A 19,856-nucleotide genomic window follows, 5' to 3' on the forward strand; every position below is an offset into this window, starting at 1 on the left:
AAAGCCTAAGAGTAAAATACCATGAGAATTACCTTGCTTCGGTTTGCTATCCTTATTTTCTTTTTGTCCATCGGTTATTTTCATTGCTCGCCCCCTTCAACTTCATTTCAATCAGCATGGTTTACTGAATTAGGCATCGACAGGCCCTGGGCAGGACCGGAATACTGGCTCAATCCGTTACAAGCCTGGCAGCAGAAGGATGGAGAACTGCAGGTCATTGCTTCAGGTGGTGACCGCAACTGTGTATTACTCACCCGGGAGATCAGCAGGGATCCTGGTCAGTTCAGGACCAGAACGACCATCCGGCGTATGACAGGTACAGCCATACAAACAGAAGAAACTAACCCAGAACAAACCGTCACCGAAGGTAATAATGCGGTCAGTGGAGAGCAGGACGGATGGATGGGTTTCCAGATCGGACTGACCGGAGAATTTGGAGATTACCGTGATGATGCCATTCATGGTATCGGATTTTGTGCCGGTATTACCACCGACGGACGACTTTTTATCGGTGCACCCCAGCAAGGTGATCCTTCTTTGGGCGGCTGGGAAGCCGTGGAGATGAGCCTTGAAGCCATCCCGGTTGACTCCATCCATTACGAGGTTCGCCTGGAAGTCCGGGATATGCACCTGAGGACCAGCAGAAACCTTTCCCGTCAGGTACATGGCTCCTGGCTGCCCGGACTTATAGCTTTGACCTGTTCACAGGGATTGCCTGACCTTTTACCCCTGGGTGAGGCAAGACCTGAATTCTCCGCCCTTAAAGAATTGCCCAAGCAGAAAGGAGGAGCCGTCTATGCGGCCTTCAATACCTGGTCGGTGGAAGGTGATAAATTGTCGGTTCACAACGACCGCGCCTTTGGCCCCATATTGTGGACTCAATACACCGTTTCAGATACTATCCTGAAAATGTCGGTTCAAATGGCGCCTTTGGGTAATGATCTGCGAACCTTGTCGCTCAAGGTCGATGGAAAAGCTGTTGGTGATGCATCGGTTGATACGCCGGCTTACAATGCAGTATTCCGTATCACCGGATGGGTTGATTCGGTCGAGCATAACTATGGGGTAGGCTATCGGAATCAGCGGGGACAATCCTTTACCTATGCGGGTGCCATACCTGGTATGCCGCATGGACACTTGATCGTAGCCTCCCTTTCCTGCATGGATGATGTGGGATTCCCACAAAAAGACCTGGTACAACACGTGGAGGAGCATCATCCGGACCTGTATTTATTTCTTGGGGATCAGCTGTATGAGCGGGTGGGTGGTTATGGTGTTGAAAACCGGAACAAACTGGACTACCTGCGCAAATGGTATTTGTTCGGGTGGACCTTCCGGGAGCTGATCCGGAACCGACCTTCCGTTATCATACCGGACGATCACGATGTATTCCATGGTAACTTATGGGGTGCAGGGGGCAAAGCCGCTGATGTCTCCCATGGATATGGTTACGAAGCACAGGATGACGGAGGTTACAAACAGCCCGCGTCCTTTGTCAACATGGTTCACCGAACCCAGACCGCTCACCTTCCAGACCCATACGATCCTACACCGGTTCTCCAGGGCATTTCGGTTTATTATACCAACCTGAATTACGGCGGTGTATCCTTTGCCATCCTCGCCGACCGCCAATGGAAGTCTGCACCGAAAGCATTTTTCCCGGATGCTGAGATTGAAAATGGTTGGCCTCAAAATAAATCCTGGAATGCCAAAACCCAGGCATTTCATCCGGACGCCCAGCTGCTAGGCCCCCGGCAGGAAGCTTTTTTGGAACATTGGGCCGGCGACTGGTCCCCCGGGACCTATCTGAAAGTGGTAGTTTCCCAGTCGCCCTTCTGCAATGTAGCCTCGTTGCCGAAAGACATCTATCACGACAAATACGTACCTACACTGCCCCGCTACCGCGAAGGAGAATATCCGCCGGACGACCGGCCGGTTGCAGATTTTGACTCAAACGGATGGCCCCAGAACAAAAGAAACCTGGCGCTGTCGTCCATGCGTAAAGCATTTGCCATTCATCTGGCAGGCGACCAGCATCTCGGTTCCACCGGCAAATATGGCATTGACCAGTATGACGATGCAGGCTACTGGGTTGCGACTCCTGCCATTTCCAACTTGTGGCCCCGCCGCTGGTTTCCGGCAGCTTACGGAGCAGGTGGCCCATTACCCGGCAAAGACCGGAATATCGGGAAATATGAAGATGGTTTTGGCAACAAGATTGATGTCCTGGCTGTCGCTAATCCCTATGACATCGATCGTGAACCGGGCAAAATATACGATAAGGCCCCGGGATATACGATCCTGGATTTTGACGTAGATGACCAGACCATTACTGCTGCCGTTTGGCCACGCTGGTCAGGCCCGGATGAACCTGAGAGCAATAAGCCATTTCCCGGCTGGCCGATTGTCATGCATCAGGAAGACAATTACGGCCCGAAACCACTGGCCTTTCTGGAAGATGTAGCCGTGAATGGCAAACAGGTGGTCAAGGTGATCGATGCGGATACCAAAACTTTGGTTTATGCCCTCCGGCCGCCGGCTGGCACTTTTCGCCCGTTCGTGTTTGACACCACCAGGACCTACCAGGTAACCGTAGAATAACCGGACTATGCCTCCGTCCGGGATGACTTAAATCATTTTGTCCGCTAAAATGATTTGGTTAAGCTTGTACCCTAACGAAGGAATTAAGCAATATGAAGCAATTTTTTACGCCTAAGCGCCTGTTGGCATTTACCATCGGAATTTGTTATCTCTGGTTTGGCTTTTTGAAATTTTTCCCGGGCCTGAGTCCTGCCGAAGCGCTTGCGGGCGACACGATCAATGTCCTGACCGGCGGTATGATCCATGGCCGGATAGCGATCATTCTTCTGGCGATCTGGGAATTTACAGTGGGTACCGCACTGGTGTTGAACATCGTGAATAAAACGGTACTCTGGCTGGCCTTTGTGCATATGGCATGCACCTTTCTACCCCTCGTCTTTTTTCCGGCATTATCATTCAGCGCAGCCCCCTTTGGTCTGTCCCTGATTGGACAATACATCATCAAGAACCTGGTTTTTATCAGCGCGTTATTGTATCTGTACCAGGAAAGGGATAAAACAGTTGCCGTGCCAAAAGCTCAACCTCTGGAACACACCGTGTCCTGAATCGTTAAGCGGGAGGCGTTTTCCCCCAGCGGGAAGGCTTGGTGACCAGCACCAGAACGGCACCGGCAGCACCCATTTTAAGTATATTGAAGACGAGATTGTTCATCATGACAAAAATATCGATCTGCTCCGTAGCATAACGGGTCAGAATGGTCAGGCTAAAAACGAGAAAGCCAATCAATAAACCATAGATGAATCCCTGACTTAACCGGGACAGATCATCGCTGTATTTCCCTGCGAAATATGTAAAGAACAGCCCGAAGACCAGATATCCGATGGTGAGAAAAATAAAATCCGGCATTTCGCGCAACACGCCCGGATCCAATGACATGAATCCAAAGGTCCCGTAATAGAGGTAATCTATCAGGAACAGAAAAACGGCGGTAGCCAGGGTGCCCGCGAGGAGCGTTTTATTGGACATGACCATGCATTAAAACGTTGTCACCCAAGGTACCTAATTTTCGCTGACAAAAATGAAGATCATGGCCTGATCCTGATTACGGGGGGCATGGACAATTTGTCCATGACAAGTAATAAGATGACCAACAACCATTAATTTGCCGGATAATAATGGAACTATTCAGGTGATATGAACCTATCGTTTTTAATTCGTCCGGCTACGGAGGCTGATTCGGCACCTATGCTGGCTATTTACCGGCCCTATATTGAAGTGGGATATGTTTCCTTTGAAGAGGTGGTTCCTGACCTGGATGAATTTGACCGGCGTCGCATGCATTACCAGGCTTCAGCCCCCTGGCTGGTGGTTACTTTTGAACATAAGGTGATTGGCTATGCCTACGCTGCGGCACACCGGGGCAGACCTGCCTATCGCTGGACCAGGGAATTATCCATCTATCTGGACACGGATCATCATCGCAGGGGAGTGGCCCAGGCTTTATATTTTGCCTTGATACAGGTGCTGCAATGGCAAGGATACGTGAATGTGCTGGCAGGAGTGACCCTTCCAAATCCGGCTAGTGAACGATTTCATGAAAAGCTGGGCATGACTCCGGTGGGTACCTACCACCACATCGGTTATAAATTTGGTACTTATTGTGATGTACGCTGGTACGAGCTATTTATCGGGGAGCTGCACACTCCACCGGCCGAGATAAGGTCACTGGAGGGATTTTGGCAGAGCAGGGAATGGGAAGTGATTTGCAGCGAAGCGCTGGCGAAGGTCGGGTCCTAAAAAACAAGGTGCGCCTGCAACGGTTTGCAAGCGCACATTATAAAACGCCCAAAAAAGAAGATGCAATTAATAACTGACTCTAAAGGAACTTCAGGTTTCACCTTCTGCTAAAGAAAATCGACAGAATGGCTAAACCAGATTAGCTTCCTATGAATCAAGAGGGGGTAAAAATCGGGGGGGGTATGTACTTTCTAGTGCTGGCAGCATTTGATAATAAAAAGTCGCATCCGGCCGAATGCGACTTTTTCAGTAGTTGATAATCCCATGAACTTATCCGAAACTAAAGGCACAAACGAATTTTACGGGAAAACTTTATTATCACGATTATAATAGAAGTCAAATTGAAGTCCCTGGAAACTTTATTAATAGCAGGTTGTCAAAATCGACAACCCACTATTAATAAAAATTATAATCCCATGAACATATCCTTAATCTAAGATTAAAGGAACGCTGATTCTTTAACCAGCGCTGTGAATCATTATTCACACTACAATAATCCGACAATCGGGAGCCCTATACAATGACAAATTTACCACATTGTCGTATTTTATTTTTTATAATATATTATGCTAAACACATCTATATTGCTGATTAAAAGATACTTATAAAATATTCACTCACGAAACTGAAGACGAATTGTCTAATTTAACAAAGACTTGTCGGCAAAATATTGCAGCAGAAAACCTGAAAAAGATGGAAAAAAGTTAATTGAAAGGGCTTTGATAGGCAGGATTGGTCAGAAAATCCGGATCGGTCAGCGTAAGAATAAAGGCCTTAAGGTCGGATCGCTGCTCTTCCGAAAGCTTAAGCGGATAGATCAGGGCGTCTTTGTTCAGCTGGTTATGTCCGCCGCTGATGTAGTGGTCCAGCACCTCATCCAGTGTCTTGAAACGGCCATCATGCATATAAGGGGCGGTATAAGCTAAATTACGCAGGGTGGGAACACGAAACCGCCCATTGTCAATGACCTTGGCGGAAATGGCACCACGACCCATATCTGGAAAATCGTTCAGATCCTGGATGTCTTCTATTCCGTTATTGATGTATTCATTGGTGGTAAACAGGGGCGCATTGTGACAGTGGGCGCATTCCGCATCAGGGAATCCGGATCCGAGATCAAAAAACATAATGTAACCGTTCAGCTCCTCATCGGTGAAGAATTCTTCCTGACGCTGCACCCGGTCATATTTTGAGTTACCGGAGGATATTAAAGTCCGTTCAAACTGAGCGATGGCTTTTGCGGCCAGCTCTTTGGTGATTTGATCTACATGCTCTATGCCAAAAGCTTCCCGGAAGCGGGCCGGGTAGTCGGGATGCCGCTGCAGGTCTTCGACCACTTTGGACCAGGAATGATGCAGTTCTATCTGGTCTTCTACTGGAACCAGTGCCTGTTCTTCCAATGACGCCGACCGGCCATCCCAAAACAATCCCCGGTTGTAATAACCTACATTGAGCAAACTCATAGCGCTGCGCCTTCCGTTAATGCCATCGATACCGGGGCTTACCGGAAGATCATCGGTAAAACTATGTTGCGGAAGATGACAACTGGCGCAAGCCATGGTGCTGTCACCAGACAGTATAGGATCATAAAACAACCTACGCCCCAGCTCGATGCCTTCAACCGTCATCGGATTATCCGCAGGAATTTCCATCTGTGGAAAAGTGGATGGTGCTACAATGCCGTAAGGATGCGGCTGGTAGGTAATAGCAGTTAGGTCACCGGGGTCCGGGCGATCTTTGGTACATTGGGAAAGTAAAAAAATAAACAATATGCCATATGACAAATGCCGGGTCATTGTACTTGCACGGATAATGCAGAAACCAGATTATCAATGATTTGTGTGATCGGACCTAAATTGTTTGGATTGTGGTTAATAGGGCTGGCTGGAATGTCGAGGGAATTTCCAGGTTTGAACAGAATGGTTTCATGGTCAACATTCACTTTGACACTGGTTGTTGCCGTAGCATTGATGTTAATTGGAATATCCACATATGCCTGGCGATAGAGAGCATCCATACCGGTGTGGAAAATAAATCCAAGATCCAGGTTCCCATTGCCCAGGGTGTCAAGAAATCCTTCGGTCTTTGAAAAGATGTAACTGTTCCATGCCGTCCAGTAATGGCTCTCCAGGGAAAGCGGGTTGGAACTGGGGTAATCAGCAGGTTTGGTGGCATTGACCGTTGGATTTAATCCAAGGCCGAAACCAATCCGGGTGTATTTACCCGCATCAATGTCGGAAAAAGTCAGCTTGAAACCTTTGGCTGCATCTTCGGCACTGGTCGAAACTGAGGTCAGATCCACAAATTCAACGGGCGATAGATCCAGGCGATCTCCATTTTCGGCGATCAGGTAAACATCAGACAGGTAAAAATCCGATTTGGAAAACTGGATCTGGTGCCCTTCCGGAGTTAGATAGGAATGCAGTAATACCAATGGCTCATCTCCGTAAGAAGCTGTGAAATCAAGCGTTAAGGTTCCTTTCTCCGGATCTTTATTACACCCCAGCAAAGTGATTCCAATCAACAAAAGAACGGATAAATACCTCATAGTTAATGGTTAAGATATGGTTATAACAACTTGTACAAAAATAACGTTCAGAAAGACATCTAGGATGTAATCCGGGTCACAAAAGTTAGAGTAATTCTTGATTCGCTGGTGCTGGAAGTTATTTGCTGTGGGTTAACCCCCTATAAATGGGAGACGATACACTTATTAAAATTTTATGTTGGTCCACGTTTGGACATTTACTAGTTGGCAGCAATGATTCTTGATCAGCACCTTTGATTGCCAAACCCACCGAACGGAACCTTAAGTGGGCATTGTCAATCAAATGTGCTTCTTAGCGTTCGGTGTCCTACTACATCACAGGACAAGTTTCGGCAACACAAAGCGGTACGCAACAATAAGTTTTTTTCCGGTAAGTCAATCTTCTTTTTCGTCAAATACCGGTACGGTGAAGTGTATCCAATACCAGAATGGATACGCTCATAATTGTAAAACTGGATAAATCGATCATACGTTTGTGAAGCCTGTCCGAGGTCTTCAAAATCATAAGACTGCCAGATCAGTTTTTCTACGATGCTGTGGTACGATTCAATATGAGCATTCTGTTCTGGCGTAGCTGGTTTGATAAATTCTTGACTGACCTGCTGGTTGGCAAAATACTGACGCACTTCTGCGGCTATAAATTGGGATCCATTATCGTTGCGAACATAGATTTTCTTCGGAAGTGAATACAGCGAAAAGATCTGTTCAAACAGTTTAATAATATCTCTCTTCTGAATCGACCAGGCCATATAATGACCCAGCACCCAACGGGATTCTACATCGATCACGGTAACCGTTAATCCATTGCGACGCTGCCCGTGGACATAGCCATATTTGATATCTATTTCCAGATACTCCAGACTGATACGGCATGGTGGTAACAGATCCTTGACCCATTCCCTGTCCCTGGGCCTTGCTTGCCTTTTCTTCTTGTTGACCAATTGATGCTCCTTCATCAAACGGTATACCTTCTTTTCGTTGATCATGTAATGCCTGGACTGTTGCAGCCATCGCGTGACTTTTCGGTATCCATAATCCACAAACTCTTGATCCAGGATCCATTTGATGTCTTCTACGACCTGTTCATTCCAGACCCATTGTCCCGAATAGGTCATCGTGTGTTCCGATGCCCGACATCCACGTTTACCGTTCGTATTTCTACGTGCTTTCCTGCCGTAGTAAGTACTCGATGCAACACCGGTGTACTTCAATACTAGACGCACCGGATGCCCTCTGCTATGAACATTTCTGCGACCATCAATCGTTCTTCAAGCGTATTTGGCTTTTTTTAGCAGCTCTTCTTTGATCCGCAAGGCCAGCTCTTTTTCCGCCAGCATCTCTTTATACGCTTTTAACTCTCGTTTCAACTGCTCATTCTCAACTTCTAAATCGGTCTTTACCACTGGTGATCGATTCTCCAGTCCGATGGAGCCATCCTTTTCATAACGGTCAATCCACCGACGTAACACACTATCCGACAATTCATATTCCCGGCGTGCTCGTGTTACCCCATGTCGCTTGCTAAATTGTATGATTTCTAATTTCTGAGCTACCGTGAAGCTCCTTCTGTGACGAGTCATTTGCACTCTTTTTTATGGTTATAAAATTAAGCGCATTTTCTCCATCTATTTAGGGGGTCAGAGGGGCTGTACGCTGTTCGCTTTTCGCTGTTCGCTTTTCGCTGTTCGCTTTTCGCTGTTCGCGGTACGCCTTTAGCCTTTCACCTTTGGCCTTTCACCTCCCACGTCAACACGTCAACACGTCAACACGAAAACACATTATCAGATATCGCTCCGTGCGCCACTCTCAGTTGGCTAAGTCGAGATGACAAATGGTGGAAAGCTGAATGCTGTTTGCTGTTCGCTGTTCGCTGTACGCCGTACGCTGTTTGCTGTGTGCGTTGATGCATGAAAACTCTAATCATATTCTTAGTGCTTCCTGGTGACCTAAGTGCCTTAGTGGTAAACAGCTATTCGCTTTTCGCCTTTCGCTTTTCGCTGGGGATACGAAAAGAAATCAATAACGAAAACACATCAATACGCTGGAATTAATATTCTTAGTGCTTCCTGGTGACCTAAGTGCCTTGGTGTTTAAATAGCTTTTCGCTATTCGCCATTCGCTTTTCGCTGGGGATACGAAATACCGAAAACACAATACGCTGGAATTAATATTCTTAGTGCTTCTTCGTGACCTAAGTGCCTTAGTGGTAAATAGCTATTCGCTATTCGCCTTTCGCTTTTCGCTGGGGATACGAAAAGAAATCAATACCGAAAACACATCAATACGCTGGAATTAATATTCTTAGTGCTTCTTCGTGACCTAAGTGCCTTAGTGGTAAACAGCTATTCGCTTTTCGCCTTTCGCTTTTCGCTGGGGATACGAAAAGAAATCAATACCGAAAACACATCAACACGTTGGAATTAATATCTTAGTGCTTCTTCGTGACCTAAGTGCCTTAGTGTTAAAATAGCTTTTCGCTGTTCGCCTTTCGCTTTTCGCTGGGGATACGAAAAGAAATCAATACCGAAAACACATCAATACGCTGGAATTAATATTCTTAGTGCTTCTTCGTGACCTAAGTGCCTTAGTGTTTAAATAGCTATTCGCTATTCGCTTTTCGCTATTTGCTGAGGATACGAAAAGAAATCAATACCGAAAACACATCAACACGTTGGAATTAACATTCTTAGTGCTTCTTCGTGACCTAAGTGCCTTAGTGGTAAATAGCTATTCGCCTTTCGCTTTTCGCTGGGGATACGAAAAGAAATCAATACCGAAAACACATCAATACGCTGGAATTAATATTCTTAGTGCTTCTTCGTGACCTAAGTGCCTTAGTGTTTAAATAGCTATTCGCTATTCGCTTTTCGCTATTTGCTGAGGATACGAAAAGAAATCAATACCGAAAACACATCAACACGTTGGAATTAACATTCTTAGTGCTTCTTCGTGACCTAAGTGCCTTAGTGGTAAATAGCTATTCGCCTTTCGCTTTTCGCTGGGGATACGAAAAGAAATCAATAACGAAAACACATCAATACGCTGGAATTAATATTCTTAGTGCTTCTTCGTGACCTAAGTGCCTTAGTGGTAAATAGCACATCCCCTCTGACCCCCTAAATAGATGGAGAAAATGCGCTTAATTTTATAACCATAAAAAAGAGTGCAAATGACTCGTCACAGAAGGAGCTTCACGGTAGCTCAGAAATTAGAAATCATACAATTTAGCAAGCGACATGGGGTAACACGAGCACGCCGGGAATATGAATTGTCGGATAGTGTGTTACGTCGGTGGATTGACCGTTATGAAAAGGATGGCTCCATCGGACTGGAGAATCGATCACCAGTGGTAAAGACCGATTTAGAAGTTGAGAATGAGCAGTTGAAACGAGAGTTAAAAGCGTATAAAGAGATGCTGGCGGAAAAAGAGCTGGCCTTGCGGATCAAGAAGAGCTGCTAAAAAAAGCCAAATACGCTTGAAGAACGATTGATGGTCGCAGAAATGTTCATAGCAGAGGGGCATCCGGTGCGTCTAGTATTGAAGTACACCGGTGTTGCATCGAGTACTTACTACGGCAGGAAAGCACGTAGAAATACGAACGGTAAACGTGGATGTCGGGCATCGGAACACACGATGACCTATTCGGGACAATGGGTCTGGAATGAACAGGTCGTAGAAGACATCAAATGGATCCTGGATCAAGAGTTTGTGGATTATGGATACCGAAAAAAGTCACGCGATGGCTGCAACAGTCCAGGCATTACATGATCAACGAAAAGAAGGTATACCGTTTGATGAAGGAGCATCAATTGGTCAACAAGAAGAAAAGGCAAGCAAGGCCCAGGGACAGGGAATGGGTCAAGGATCTGTTACCACCATGCCGTATCAGTCTGGAGTATCTGGAAATAGATATCAAATATGGCTATGTCCACGGGCAGCGTCGCAATGGATTAACGGTTACCGTGATCGATGTAGAATCCCGTTGGGTGCTGGGTCATTATATGGCCTGGTCGATTCAGAAGAGAGATATTATTAAACTGTTTGAACAGATCTTTTCGCTGTATTCACTTCCGAAGAAAATCTATGTTCGCAACGATAATGGATCCCAATTTATAGCCGCAGAAGTGCGTCAGTATTTTGCCAACCAGCAGGTCAGTCAAGAATTTATCAAACCAGCTACGCCAGAACAGAATGCTCATATTGAATCGTACCACAGCATCGTAGAAAACTGATCTGGCAGTCTTATGATTTTGAAGACCTCGGACAGGCTTCACAAACGTATGATCGATTTATCCAGTTTTACAATTATGAGCGTATCCATTCTGGTATTGGATACACTTCACCGTACCGGTATTTGACGAAAAAGAAGATTGACTTACCGGAAAAAAACTTATTGTTGCGTACCGCTTTGTGTTGCCGAAACTTGTCCTGTGATGTAGTAGGACACCGAACGCTAAGAAGCACATTTGATTGACAATGCCCACTTAAGGTTCCGTTCGGTGGGTTTGGCAATCAAAGGTGCTGATCAAGAATCATTGCTGCCAACTAGTAAATGTCCAAACGTGGACCAACATAAAATTTTAATAAGTGTATCGTCTCCCATTTATAGGGGGTTAACCCACATCAATACGCTGGAATTAATATTCTTAGTGCTTCTTCGTGACCTAAGTGCCTTAGTGGTAAATAGCTATTCGCTTTTCGCTATTCGCTATTCGTGAACACGTGAACACGTGAACACGTTATTCCACCTTCGCACCCAGGGTATCGTGATGGTAGTTGATCAAACTTCGCAGGTAAGGGCCAATGGCAGCCGCAGACTCAAAGCCGGCTTGCTTGGCAGCTGCTTCCTTGTCTGACGTACTCATTTGCGTATCCGCATAATGACTGAAGTCCCGGTAACCACCCAGGGTGAAGATATCCCAGGCAAAGCCATTTTCTTTGGTGAAGATCATATTGTAGATGCCGCCACGGGCCTGGGAGTAGGCATTTTCCATTTCACGTTCGTGATACAGGTCCTGATGCTTTCCTGGCAAAGCGACAAACATTTCAGCATGAAAGTAGGTGTTGTTCTGCCACGTCTCGCGAAACAGGTCAAGGGCAGGACCCCGCACAAAGCCTTCCTCTTGCAGCGCGACATAATTGTAGTATTCGGAACCGTAAGGATGCTCCAGTATCTGCGCCGTCTTACTGGTAAAATAACCGGTATAGCTACCGACAGGCACCATGACCATCAGGTCCCAGCGGTCACCCTGCTGATGACGGAACATATAAGCCGGCTCCTCCCCACTCTGCCGGACCTTATCCAGATCCGCTTTAAGGTAATCGATCAAAGCCATCAGCTGACCGGGAGCAGCCTGTACCGTCGTACATTTGTAAAGGTATCCCTGTGCCGATGCATTTGATTCCCACAGGCCAAATACGAGAAGTAAAACAACAATTGTCCGCATAATCCGAATTTAATAAACCTGATTGTTAATTACGCAAGCTCTTTTTATAGTCTTTCAGCAATTGTTTAACCAACTGCTTGACCTGGGTAGAAAACTCCTTATTCAATATCCAGTTGTAGTACTGTTGATCCTCATAGAGGGTTTGGGCAACCGGTTGGCCCTGGTACTTTCCGAAATTAAAGACCACCACCCCATTATGATCCAGTTTCAACTTCTGCGTGGGGTCGATCATCCGTGCATCGTTCGTAAAATCATGCAGCGCCTGGACATCGGGTACAATGGGATTCTCCACACGCTCTCCGTCTTCGGTGATCAGGTCCTCCCCTTCATAGCGCGCGATTTGCCCTTGTAACACCCCGATGGTCGCACGTACATCAGCCATCGCATCATGGGCATCTTCCAGCTCCTGCTCGCAGTAAAACCGGTACGCCGCTTTCAGTGTACGTGGTTCCATGCGGTAAAAGATCCGCTGCACATCGACGATCCTCCTTTTATCGATGGGGAAGTCGTATCCGGCACGGGCGAACTCTTCCATCAGCATCGGTATATCCATCCGCATCAACCCAAATCCACCCAGATCGGCGTCGCCGATGAATTCATGCAGGGTCTTCGCCACTTGTTGGAAGGTCGGTTTATTGGCCAGGTCTTTGGGCAGGATACCATGCACGGCCATCGCCTCTTCTGAAATCGGCACACCGGGGTTGATCATCAACATCAATTCCTCCGGATCGGATTGTCCGGGTAGGTATTTGATCAGGGCAATTTGAATGATCCGGTCACGAAGTACATGTAATCCGGTGGATTCAATATCAAAAAATACAATAGGTTTTTGCAGAGGCACATTCATTGCATCATGGCTTTAAAGGGTTCGGTGTGGTATAATTGCATGGCCCCGCTTGAATCGCTGAAGATAAGACTTACAGGCCAGTCCGGATGCTGAGCCAGAATTTCCATTCCCTTTTCTCTGCCCATGGACATAAACGCGGTTGCCCACGCATCGGCATGCATGCAATCATCCATGACTACCGTAGCACTGAGCAGATCACTGGGAAAATTCATACCTGTAAGCGGGTTCGTTGTGTGCACAATCCGCTGCCCGTTCAGCTCGTAAAAATTACGGTAGTTCCCCGATGTTGCCACCGCACGATCCTGTAGGACAAACTGAACCACCGTTTCTTCCAGCCCGGCTTTATCATCGGGCACATTGATGCCCAGGACCCAGGGAGCCTGATCTGCTTTTTTCCCGGAAGTGCGGGCTTCGCCACCAATATCGACCAGGTGATTGGAATAATTCATATGTTGCAGATAGGCATGAACCACATCCACACCATAACCTTTGGCTAGAGCGCTGAAATCCAGTTCCAGGCCCGGAGGCTTATGCAAATACTGGCTACCCTCGCGTTCGATCTGGTGGATCTTATCTATGCCTTTGAGCTTTAACAACCGGTGGATCTCATTGGTATCAACTTCGGAAGGATGTTTCCTCCCTCCGCCAAAACCCCAGTAGCGGATCACCGGCATCGCGCTGGGATCGAAATAACCTCCTGACGCCGCAGTCACCGTCTTGGCAGCCTCGAGATTCACCAGAAAATGATGATAGGCAGGTAGATCGATGGAATCTGCTGGCAACAGGAAGAGCGTATCGGCACGATTGAACCGGCTGATGATCGAAGTCTCCATATAGGTGGACATCGAATAGTTCACATCATGAAGGACAGAATCCAGGCCTCTGATCAGTACGGAGTCAGGGCTTGGTCCGTACAGTGTGATTTGATAATACGTCCCCATTGTCTCACCCTGCAGGCGGGTTAAGACATCGGGCATGGTTTGCCGGCACGCGGATGCCGATAACAACAATAACCAGATGAAGTTACGCATGGATTTACCGTTTGGTGGATCGCCAATAATCGAGCGAATACCGGCCAGGCCCGGTCAGAAATAGTGCAACAAAGCCAATTAAATAAAACAAAGCCTTCTCCATCTGACCAAAATCGTCTCCCATATGCCGGGTATAGGCTACAGTCATGGTGATGATCAGCGGTATCAGTGCCCACCGGGTCATTAAGCCCAGGGCTACCAGAATAGCGCATAACGACTCGGCAAATGCTGCCAGTACAAAGGATGCGGTCGGTCCCAATCCGAATGGATCTGCAAACTGTATGGGATCATCGCCAAAAAGTCGAATCACTTTTCCCAATCCATGACCATAAAACATGAAGAGTCCCAAGCCTAAGCGGAGGATCAACAAACCTAAGTCACGGTTTTTTTCGGAAAATAAAGGTCCATCAGGGTTCATTTGTTGGATTTTGGTTGTCAAACAAGCCTTCTTTTTCTGCCTCCTCGCTCATTCCGTGTAACTGGACGGGTTTCTGTCGCTTACGCAATTTGATGTTAAGAAATTCAACAAACAGGGAGAATGCAATCGCAAAGTAAAGATAACCCTTCGGAACCGATCCAATTTCTGAATGGAATATGGATATTTCTGCGAGATGGGCAGCTTCTGCCACCAGCATAAAGCCGATCAGAATAAGAAAGGCCAGCCCCAGCATTTGGATAGAGGGATGATCATTGACAAATTGCCCGACAGGTCCTGCAAACAGCATCATAATCAATATGGACGCCACCACTGCAATGATCATAATGATCACGTAAGGGGTCAGACCAATGGCCGTCAGGATGGAGTCAAATGAAAAGACAATGTTGATCAGGGCGATCTGCAGGATGGCCGCAGTAATGCTGGATTTTCCTTTCTGCACCGTCTTTTCCGGACCCATATCGTCACCTTCCAGCTTATGGTAGATCTCATTGGTTGCCTTGTAGAGCAGAAAGATCCCACCGGCAAACAGGATCACCGCCTGGCCGGTGATGGCGCCGGAAAACCATCCCATATTAACATGCACAAAAGGCTCCTGCATAGCCATGAATACCGATATTCCGAGCAATAACAACACCCGGAAGATCATCGCCAGGATCAGTCCGATATTGCGGGCTTTTGCCTGATCACTCTTGGGCAGACGGTTAGCAGCAATGGTAATGAAGATAATATTGTCTATCCCCAGCACGATCTCCAGAAAGGTCAGGGTCAATAAAGAGACCCATATTTCCGGCTTCGCAAAGTCCGGCATGGCCATTAAAAGTGTCGTCATCATAACCAAATGGTCAGTTTATTAATCTAAACCCCTGGCATTACACACTCCCGGAGATCAAACAGGCATTTAACTGCAATAAACTGATAGTCAGAAATCTATGCAAAATCATTGGCCGGACATCAGCATTAATAACTCCTCAGCGACTTGACTGGAAATGCCCTTGAAATCGAAATGAAGGTTGCTTGCACCACGGATTGCTTGCAATTTTACAAAAAAAGGTCAAACTTTGATGTTACGTCTATTTCCTCATTAAGAGAACACGTTATGAAACACACCATCTTTACCACTCTTTTCTTTTTTACAATTATCGGCAGTAGTTTGCTGGATGCCCAGCGTCCGGTGCTGGTGGAACATTTCACCAATACCTGGTGCCCGATCTGTGCCAGTAGAAACCCATCCTTGTACGAGACCATAGCAAAATATCCGGATAATGTGGTCCATATTGCTTACCACATTCCCGTACCTTATAATCAATGCATCCTTTATCAGGCCAATAAGCCCGACCAGGAAGCGCGGATGAATTATTACAATGTATACGGGTCACCCTCCGCATTCATCAACGGAACCAATGGAAGTGGCAGCAAATTATTGGATGAAACCAAATTGACCAATGCCATCGCCTCAGCGGCTCCCCTGTCGGTTACCGTAACGAAAGCACCATCGGGATCACCGGATGGCCTCAGTACCCTGGTGAATGTGAACATCAAGGCAAATAGCACCGTAGATGCGGGCAACAACGCACGTATTTTTGTTCTGGTAGCTGAACGCACCCTGGACTATACTGGTCCCAATGGAGAATCCACTCATCCCGATGTCTTCCGTAAGTTTTTGACATCCAATGCCGGGGATGTCATCGGTCTCCCGCAGGCAGGGAATACGGTCAGCATGAGTTACTCCTATGATCTTGAATCTGGTTGGATTGCCGACCAGATCTATCCCATTGCCTTCATCCAGAACATCGAGACTAAAACCGTCTATGCTGCCGGTTCCAGCCTGTTAAACAGTACAACTGGTGTACATGAATTTACGCCGGAAGAGTCATTACAGATTTACCCGAATCCGGCGGACAACCAATTAATTCTGCAAACTCCAATGGCAGATCCGCAGTCGGAAGCACGGATATTTGCACTGTCCGGCCAGCTCGTACAGACCACCAAGGTCCACGACCAACGCATCGATGTTTCCAATCTGGCTCCTGGCATGTATGTCCTGCGGATTCAGGATCATATCGGACGTTTTGTCAAACGCTGATAAAAAATAGCTGACCGGTGGCGGGAAGGCATGGACCATGCATTCCTCTGAACGCTTTGAAAGGAAATGACCTGCTACTGGAATTCCTGCACAAATTGCTATCCGTTTTGTTCCATCAATAAGTAAAAACTTATTGTGATATGTGTCATTTGTTGATTTGATGGGGGTCATCGCCTTTTGGGTTAAAACACTTCTTATTTGAATCGACAATTATGATTTGTTCACCTTTAAACTTTGAGCTATGTCAGTAACATTATGGAAACCTCGTCGTTCGATGGTCTCCCTGATGGATGACTTCTTCAGAGATGACTTCTGGCCTACCGTACCGGAACGATTTGAAGTCCCTGCCGTCAACATAGCCGAAACCGAAAAAGCGTACAATATCGAAGTAGCTGCTCCTGGAATGAAAAAGGCAGACTTCCATATTGAAGTTGAGGCAGGAAATCTGGTGGTATCAGCAGAAGTGAAACACGAAGAAGAAAAGAAAGAGGACCACTACACGAGAAAAGAATTCAATTACACTTCCTTCAAGCGGTCTTTCTGGCTTCCTGAAAATGTCAAGGAGGATGCCATTAAAGCCAACTACAAAGAAGGTGTATTGTACGTAACCTTACCAAAATCTGTGAAAACACCGGCCAAGGTTACAAAAACGATTGCAGTTGATTAGTTTGAGGAACGCCACTGCATTAAGTCTTAATGCGGTGGCTTCTTGTTTTTAGGCTTATGCTAACCAAAGAATCACTTAAAGGGGGACGGGATATTTATCTGGACGGCCCCAAGCCAAGACATCGCGAACTCGGGTTCGCGATTCGCGTTTTTATCCAGTTCATCAAAGGATTTCGTGCACTCCACTTTATCGGCCCCTGCATCACTGTCTTCGGATCGGCACGATTCCGGGAAGACCACGCTTATTATGCTCTCGCCCGGGCCATGGGAGCCGCCATCGCACAACAGGGATTTACAACGCTTACCGGTGGAGGCCCCGGGATCATGGAAGCCGCCAACCGGGGCGCGTTTGAAAATGGAGGGCACTCCGTCGGTTGTAATATTGTATTGCCCAAAGAACAGTTCCATAATCCTTACATGCAGAAGTGGGTCACCATCCGTTACTTTTTTGTACGCAAGGTGCTTCTACTCAAATATTCCTACGCTTTTGTAGTGTTCCCCGGCGGATTCGGCACCATGGATGAGCTTTTCGAAACACTGACGCTGGTACAGACGGGCATCATCCAGCGCTTTCCCGTAGTGGTTATGGATAGCAAATTTTACGAACAACTCATGGAATTCCTCAGGTCCATGGTAGCCCAGGGGACCATCTCGGCTCACGATCTCAAGCTGGTACTCCTGACCGGTGACGTTCAGGAAGGCATGGATCACATCATGAAATACATAGACCTGAATTATGTGGTCCGCAAACGCAAGCCAGCCTGGTGGTTATTTGAAAGGGTATGATTAACGTGTTTAAGTATTTAGGTGTTCTCGTGTTTACGTTACCTGCGAACAGCGTACAGCTTATAGCGAACAGCGTATTGTTAACAGCGTATTGCATTTTACATGCATCTCAATAATTCGAGTAATCTGTGTGATTCGTGGCAGTTATTAACGTGTTTAAGTATTTACGTGTTCTCGTATTTCCGTTCCCTGCGAACAGCGTACAGCATAAAGCGAACAGCGTATTGTTACCTGCATATTGCTTTCTAAAAAGCCTCCCGTTAATTCGAGTAATCTGTGTAATTCGTGGCAGTTAATCGGGTTTCCGTTCCCTGCGAACAGCGTACAGCTTATAGCGAACAGCGTACCACATTAAAACAACGTATTCAACTGAATCAAAGCCTCGCGCTTGTAATTTTCCGGAATTAATATGGAAATATTGTGCCGGCTACCGCCATAGGAGATCATGCGGATAGGCATTTTTTCGATGGCGGCAAACACCCGCTGCGCGATACCGGGGCGTTTGATCAGATTGTCGCCCACCACACACAGGATGGTATGCTCTCCCTCCCACTCCACTTCGCCAAACTGTTTAAGCTCGCGGATGATCTCATGCAGGTGATCGGTGAAGTCGATCGTGAGGGAAACCGCCACCTCGGAGGTGGTGATCATATCCAGCGGGGTCCGGTATTTCTCAAAGACCTCAAAGACCCGTCGCAGAAATCCATACGCCATAAACATCCGGTGGGAATAGATCTTGATGACCGTAATGCCATCTTTAGCGGCAACCGCTGTGATCGCCTGTGAGGAAGAACGCAGGCTGATGAGTGTTCCCGGCGCTTCGGGTTGCATGGTGTTTTTTAACCGGATGGGGACCAGGGCCACCTCAGCAGGGATGACGCACGAAGGGTGCAGGATTTTCGCTCCGAAATATGCCAGCTCGGCCGCTTCCCGGTACGACATAAACCGGATGGGATGGGTCTCCGACACCACGCGGGGATCGTTGTTGTGTACGCCGTCGATATCAGTCCAGATCTGGATCTCATCTGCTTTCAGGGCCGCTCCGATCAATGTTGCCGTATAATCACTGCCGCCGCGTTTGAGGTTGTCAATGGATCCCAGATGATTGCGACAGATGTATCCCTGGGTTACGAAAAGCCGCGTTCCCGGATACAAAGCGAGCATCTGACCCAATTTGGCGCTGGTATACTCCAGGTCCGGTTCTCCTTCCGCATTGGTACGCATGAATTCAAGTGCCGGTAACAAAACCGAATCAATGCCAGATTCGTGCAGCAAAACCTGAAACCATTGGGTGGATACCAGTTCCCCCTGAGCCAGGATGATCTTTCGATATTCGGCTACCCAGTCTCCGGACCAGGTCTGCCGGATGGTATGGTTTGATTCATCCAGAATTTGCCGGGCTTTCTGCCGGGCAGTATCATGCCTGAACAAACCGGATAGAAAGGGTTGATACATCCGGTTTAGTATCTCCATTTCCTGCTCGGCCAACTCCTGATTACACTCCTCACTGGCCTCTGCAATACGTACCAACGCATTGGTAACCCCTGCTACGGCGGACAAAACCACGATCTTCGTCTCGCCAGTCCGCGTGATAATATCCTCCACCTCGCGCATCCGTTCCGGACTTCCAACCGAGGTTCCTCCAAATTTGTAGATGATCATGACCGATT

21 protein-coding genes are annotated in these 19,856 nt (G+C 47.2%); 10 read left to right on the forward strand and 11 right to left on the reverse strand.

Going from position 1 to position 19,856, the window contains the following annotated elements; translation table 11 throughout:
* The first annotated feature begins 21 nt into the window (after window positions 1-21).
* Both H6570_12175 and H6570_12180 read left to right on the forward strand, forming a co-directional pair.
* A complete protein-coding gene (locus H6570_12175) occupies window positions 22-2,601 on the forward strand; it encodes an alkaline phosphatase D family protein (GenBank protein MCB9320036.1) in 2,580 nt (859 codons plus the stop codon).
* Between the two features lie 92 nt (window positions 2,602-2,693).
* Window positions 2,694-3,146 carry a doxx family protein gene (locus H6570_12180; protein MCB9320037.1) on the forward strand — a complete coding sequence of 151 codons (453 nt, stop codon included), beginning with the start codon at window positions 2,694-2,696 and terminating at the stop codon, window positions 3,144-3,146.
* Window positions 3,147-3,150: 4 nt separating this feature from the next.
* Here the strand turns inward: H6570_12180 and H6570_12185 are convergent, their stop codons facing one another.
* Window positions 3,151-3,567 (reverse strand): hypothetical protein, encoded by a 417-nt coding sequence (locus H6570_12185; protein MCB9320038.1) that lies wholly within the window; start codon window positions 3,565-3,567, stop codon window positions 3,151-3,153.
* 168 nt (window positions 3,568-3,735) lie between these two features.
* Between H6570_12185 and H6570_12190 the strand changes: the two genes are divergently transcribed.
* Window positions 3,736-4,338, forward strand: a complete 603-nt coding sequence (locus H6570_12190) for an N-acetyltransferase (GenBank protein MCB9320039.1) — start codon at window positions 3,736-3,738, stop codon at window positions 4,336-4,338.
* A 704-nt stretch (window positions 4,339-5,042) separates the two neighbouring features.
* Here the strand turns inward: H6570_12190 and H6570_12195 are convergent.
* The 4 genes from H6570_12195 to H6570_12210 form a co-directional block, all read right to left on the reverse strand.
* Window positions 5,043-5,990 (reverse strand): hypothetical protein, encoded by a 948-nt coding sequence (locus H6570_12195; GenBank protein ID MCB9320040.1) that lies wholly within the window; start codon window positions 5,988-5,990, stop codon window positions 5,043-5,045.
* A 140-nt stretch (window positions 5,991-6,130) separates the two neighbouring features.
* A complete protein-coding gene (locus H6570_12200) occupies window positions 6,131-6,886 on the reverse strand; it encodes a hypothetical protein (protein MCB9320041.1) in 756 nt (251 codons plus the stop codon).
* A 275-nt stretch (window positions 6,887-7,161) separates the two neighbouring features.
* Window positions 7,162-8,109 carry a DDE-type integrase/transposase/recombinase gene (locus tag H6570_12205; GenBank protein MCB9320042.1) on the reverse strand — a complete coding sequence of 316 codons (948 nt, stop codon included), beginning with the start codon at window positions 8,107-8,109 and terminating at the stop codon, window positions 7,162-7,164.
* Window positions 8,110-8,154: 45 nt separating this feature from the next.
* On the reverse strand, window positions 8,155-8,466 hold the full coding sequence (locus H6570_12210; GenBank protein MCB9320043.1) for a transposase: 312 nt from the start codon (window positions 8,464-8,466) through the stop codon (window positions 8,155-8,157).
* Window positions 8,467-10,055: 1,589 nt separating this feature from the next.
* Here H6570_12210 and H6570_12215 point away from each other — a divergent pair.
* The 4 genes from H6570_12215 to H6570_12230 are packed head-to-tail and all read left to right on the forward strand — an operon-like array spanning window position 10,056 to window position 11,361.
* Window positions 10,056-10,346 carry a transposase gene (locus H6570_12215; protein ID MCB9320044.1) on the forward strand — a complete coding sequence of 97 codons (291 nt, stop codon included), beginning with the start codon at window positions 10,056-10,058 and terminating at the stop codon, window positions 10,344-10,346.
* 30 nt (window positions 10,347-10,376) lie between these two features.
* Window positions 10,377-10,655, forward strand: coding sequence for a hypothetical protein (locus H6570_12220; protein MCB9320045.1), 279 nt, complete (start codon window positions 10,377-10,379; stop codon window positions 10,653-10,655).
* Window positions 10,652-11,119: a transposase family protein gene (locus H6570_12225; protein MCB9320046.1), complete on the forward strand. Its 468-nt coding sequence runs from the start codon at window positions 10,652-10,654 to the stop codon at window positions 11,117-11,119. Before H6570_12220 ends, H6570_12225 begins: the two co-directional genes overlap by 4 nt.
* Window positions 11,092-11,361 carry a transposase gene (locus H6570_12230; GenBank protein ID MCB9320047.1) on the forward strand — a complete coding sequence of 90 codons (270 nt, stop codon included), beginning with the start codon at window positions 11,092-11,094 and terminating at the stop codon, window positions 11,359-11,361. Before H6570_12225 ends, H6570_12230 begins: the two co-directional genes overlap by 28 nt.
* Window positions 11,362-11,626: 265 nt before the next feature.
* Here H6570_12230 and H6570_12235 read toward each other — a convergent pair whose 3' ends face one another.
* The 5 genes from H6570_12235 to H6570_12255 are packed head-to-tail and all read right to left on the reverse strand — an operon-like array spanning window position 11,627 to window position 15,459.
* Entirely contained in the window at window positions 11,627-12,334 is a 708-nt protein-coding gene (locus H6570_12235; protein ID MCB9320048.1) for a hypothetical protein, read from the reverse strand.
* 25 nt (window positions 12,335-12,359) lie between these two features.
* Complete coding sequence (locus tag H6570_12240; protein MCB9320049.1) at window positions 12,360-13,181, reverse strand: 3'-5' exonuclease; 822 nt, start codon at window positions 13,179-13,181, stop codon at window positions 12,360-12,362.
* The gene (locus H6570_12245; protein ID MCB9320050.1) at window positions 13,178-14,212 is read right to left on the reverse strand and encodes an FAD:protein FMN transferase; all 1,035 of its coding nucleotides are present in this window, start codon (window positions 14,210-14,212) and stop codon (window positions 13,178-13,180) included. The genes H6570_12240 and H6570_12245 overlap by 4 nt, the downstream gene beginning before the upstream one ends.
* A gap of 4 nt (window positions 14,213-14,216) precedes the next feature.
* The gene (locus H6570_12250; GenBank protein ID MCB9320051.1) at window positions 14,217-14,630 is read right to left on the reverse strand and encodes a DoxX family protein; all 414 of its coding nucleotides are present in this window, start codon (window positions 14,628-14,630) and stop codon (window positions 14,217-14,219) included.
* Window positions 14,620-15,459, reverse strand: coding sequence for a TerC family protein (locus H6570_12255; protein ID MCB9320052.1), 840 nt, complete (start codon window positions 15,457-15,459; stop codon window positions 14,620-14,622). The genes H6570_12250 and H6570_12255 overlap by 11 nt, the downstream gene beginning before the upstream one ends.
* A gap of 288 nt (window positions 15,460-15,747) precedes the next feature.
* On the opposite strand from H6570_12255, the gene H6570_12260 reads away from it, so the two are divergent.
* The 3 genes from H6570_12260 to H6570_12270 all read left to right on the forward strand — a co-directional run bounded on the left by H6570_12260 (window position 15,748) and on the right by H6570_12270 (window position 18,186).
* Window positions 15,748-16,734, forward strand: a complete 987-nt coding sequence (locus H6570_12260; GenBank protein MCB9320053.1) for a T9SS type A sorting domain-containing protein — start codon at window positions 15,748-15,750, stop codon at window positions 16,732-16,734.
* A 241-nt stretch (window positions 16,735-16,975) separates the two neighbouring features.
* Entirely contained in the window at window positions 16,976-17,401 is a 426-nt protein-coding gene (locus H6570_12265; protein ID MCB9320054.1) for an Hsp20/alpha crystallin family protein, read from the forward strand.
* Window positions 17,402-17,457: 56 nt separating this feature from the next.
* Window positions 17,458-18,186 carry a TIGR00730 family Rossman fold protein gene (locus H6570_12270; protein MCB9320055.1) on the forward strand — a complete coding sequence of 243 codons (729 nt, stop codon included), beginning with the start codon at window positions 17,458-17,460 and terminating at the stop codon, window positions 18,184-18,186.
* A 351-nt stretch (window positions 18,187-18,537) separates the two neighbouring features.
* On the opposite strand, the gene H6570_12275 is transcribed toward H6570_12270, so the two are convergent.
* Entirely contained in the window at window positions 18,538-19,848 is a 1,311-nt protein-coding gene (locus H6570_12275; protein ID MCB9320056.1) for an aspartate kinase, read from the reverse strand.
* Between the last annotated feature and the right edge of the window lie 8 nt (window positions 19,849-19,856).

Source organism: Lewinellaceae bacterium, assembly GCA_020636135.1.
Taxonomy (GTDB): Bacteria; Bacteroidota; Bacteroidia; order Chitinophagales; family Saprospiraceae; genus JAGQXC01.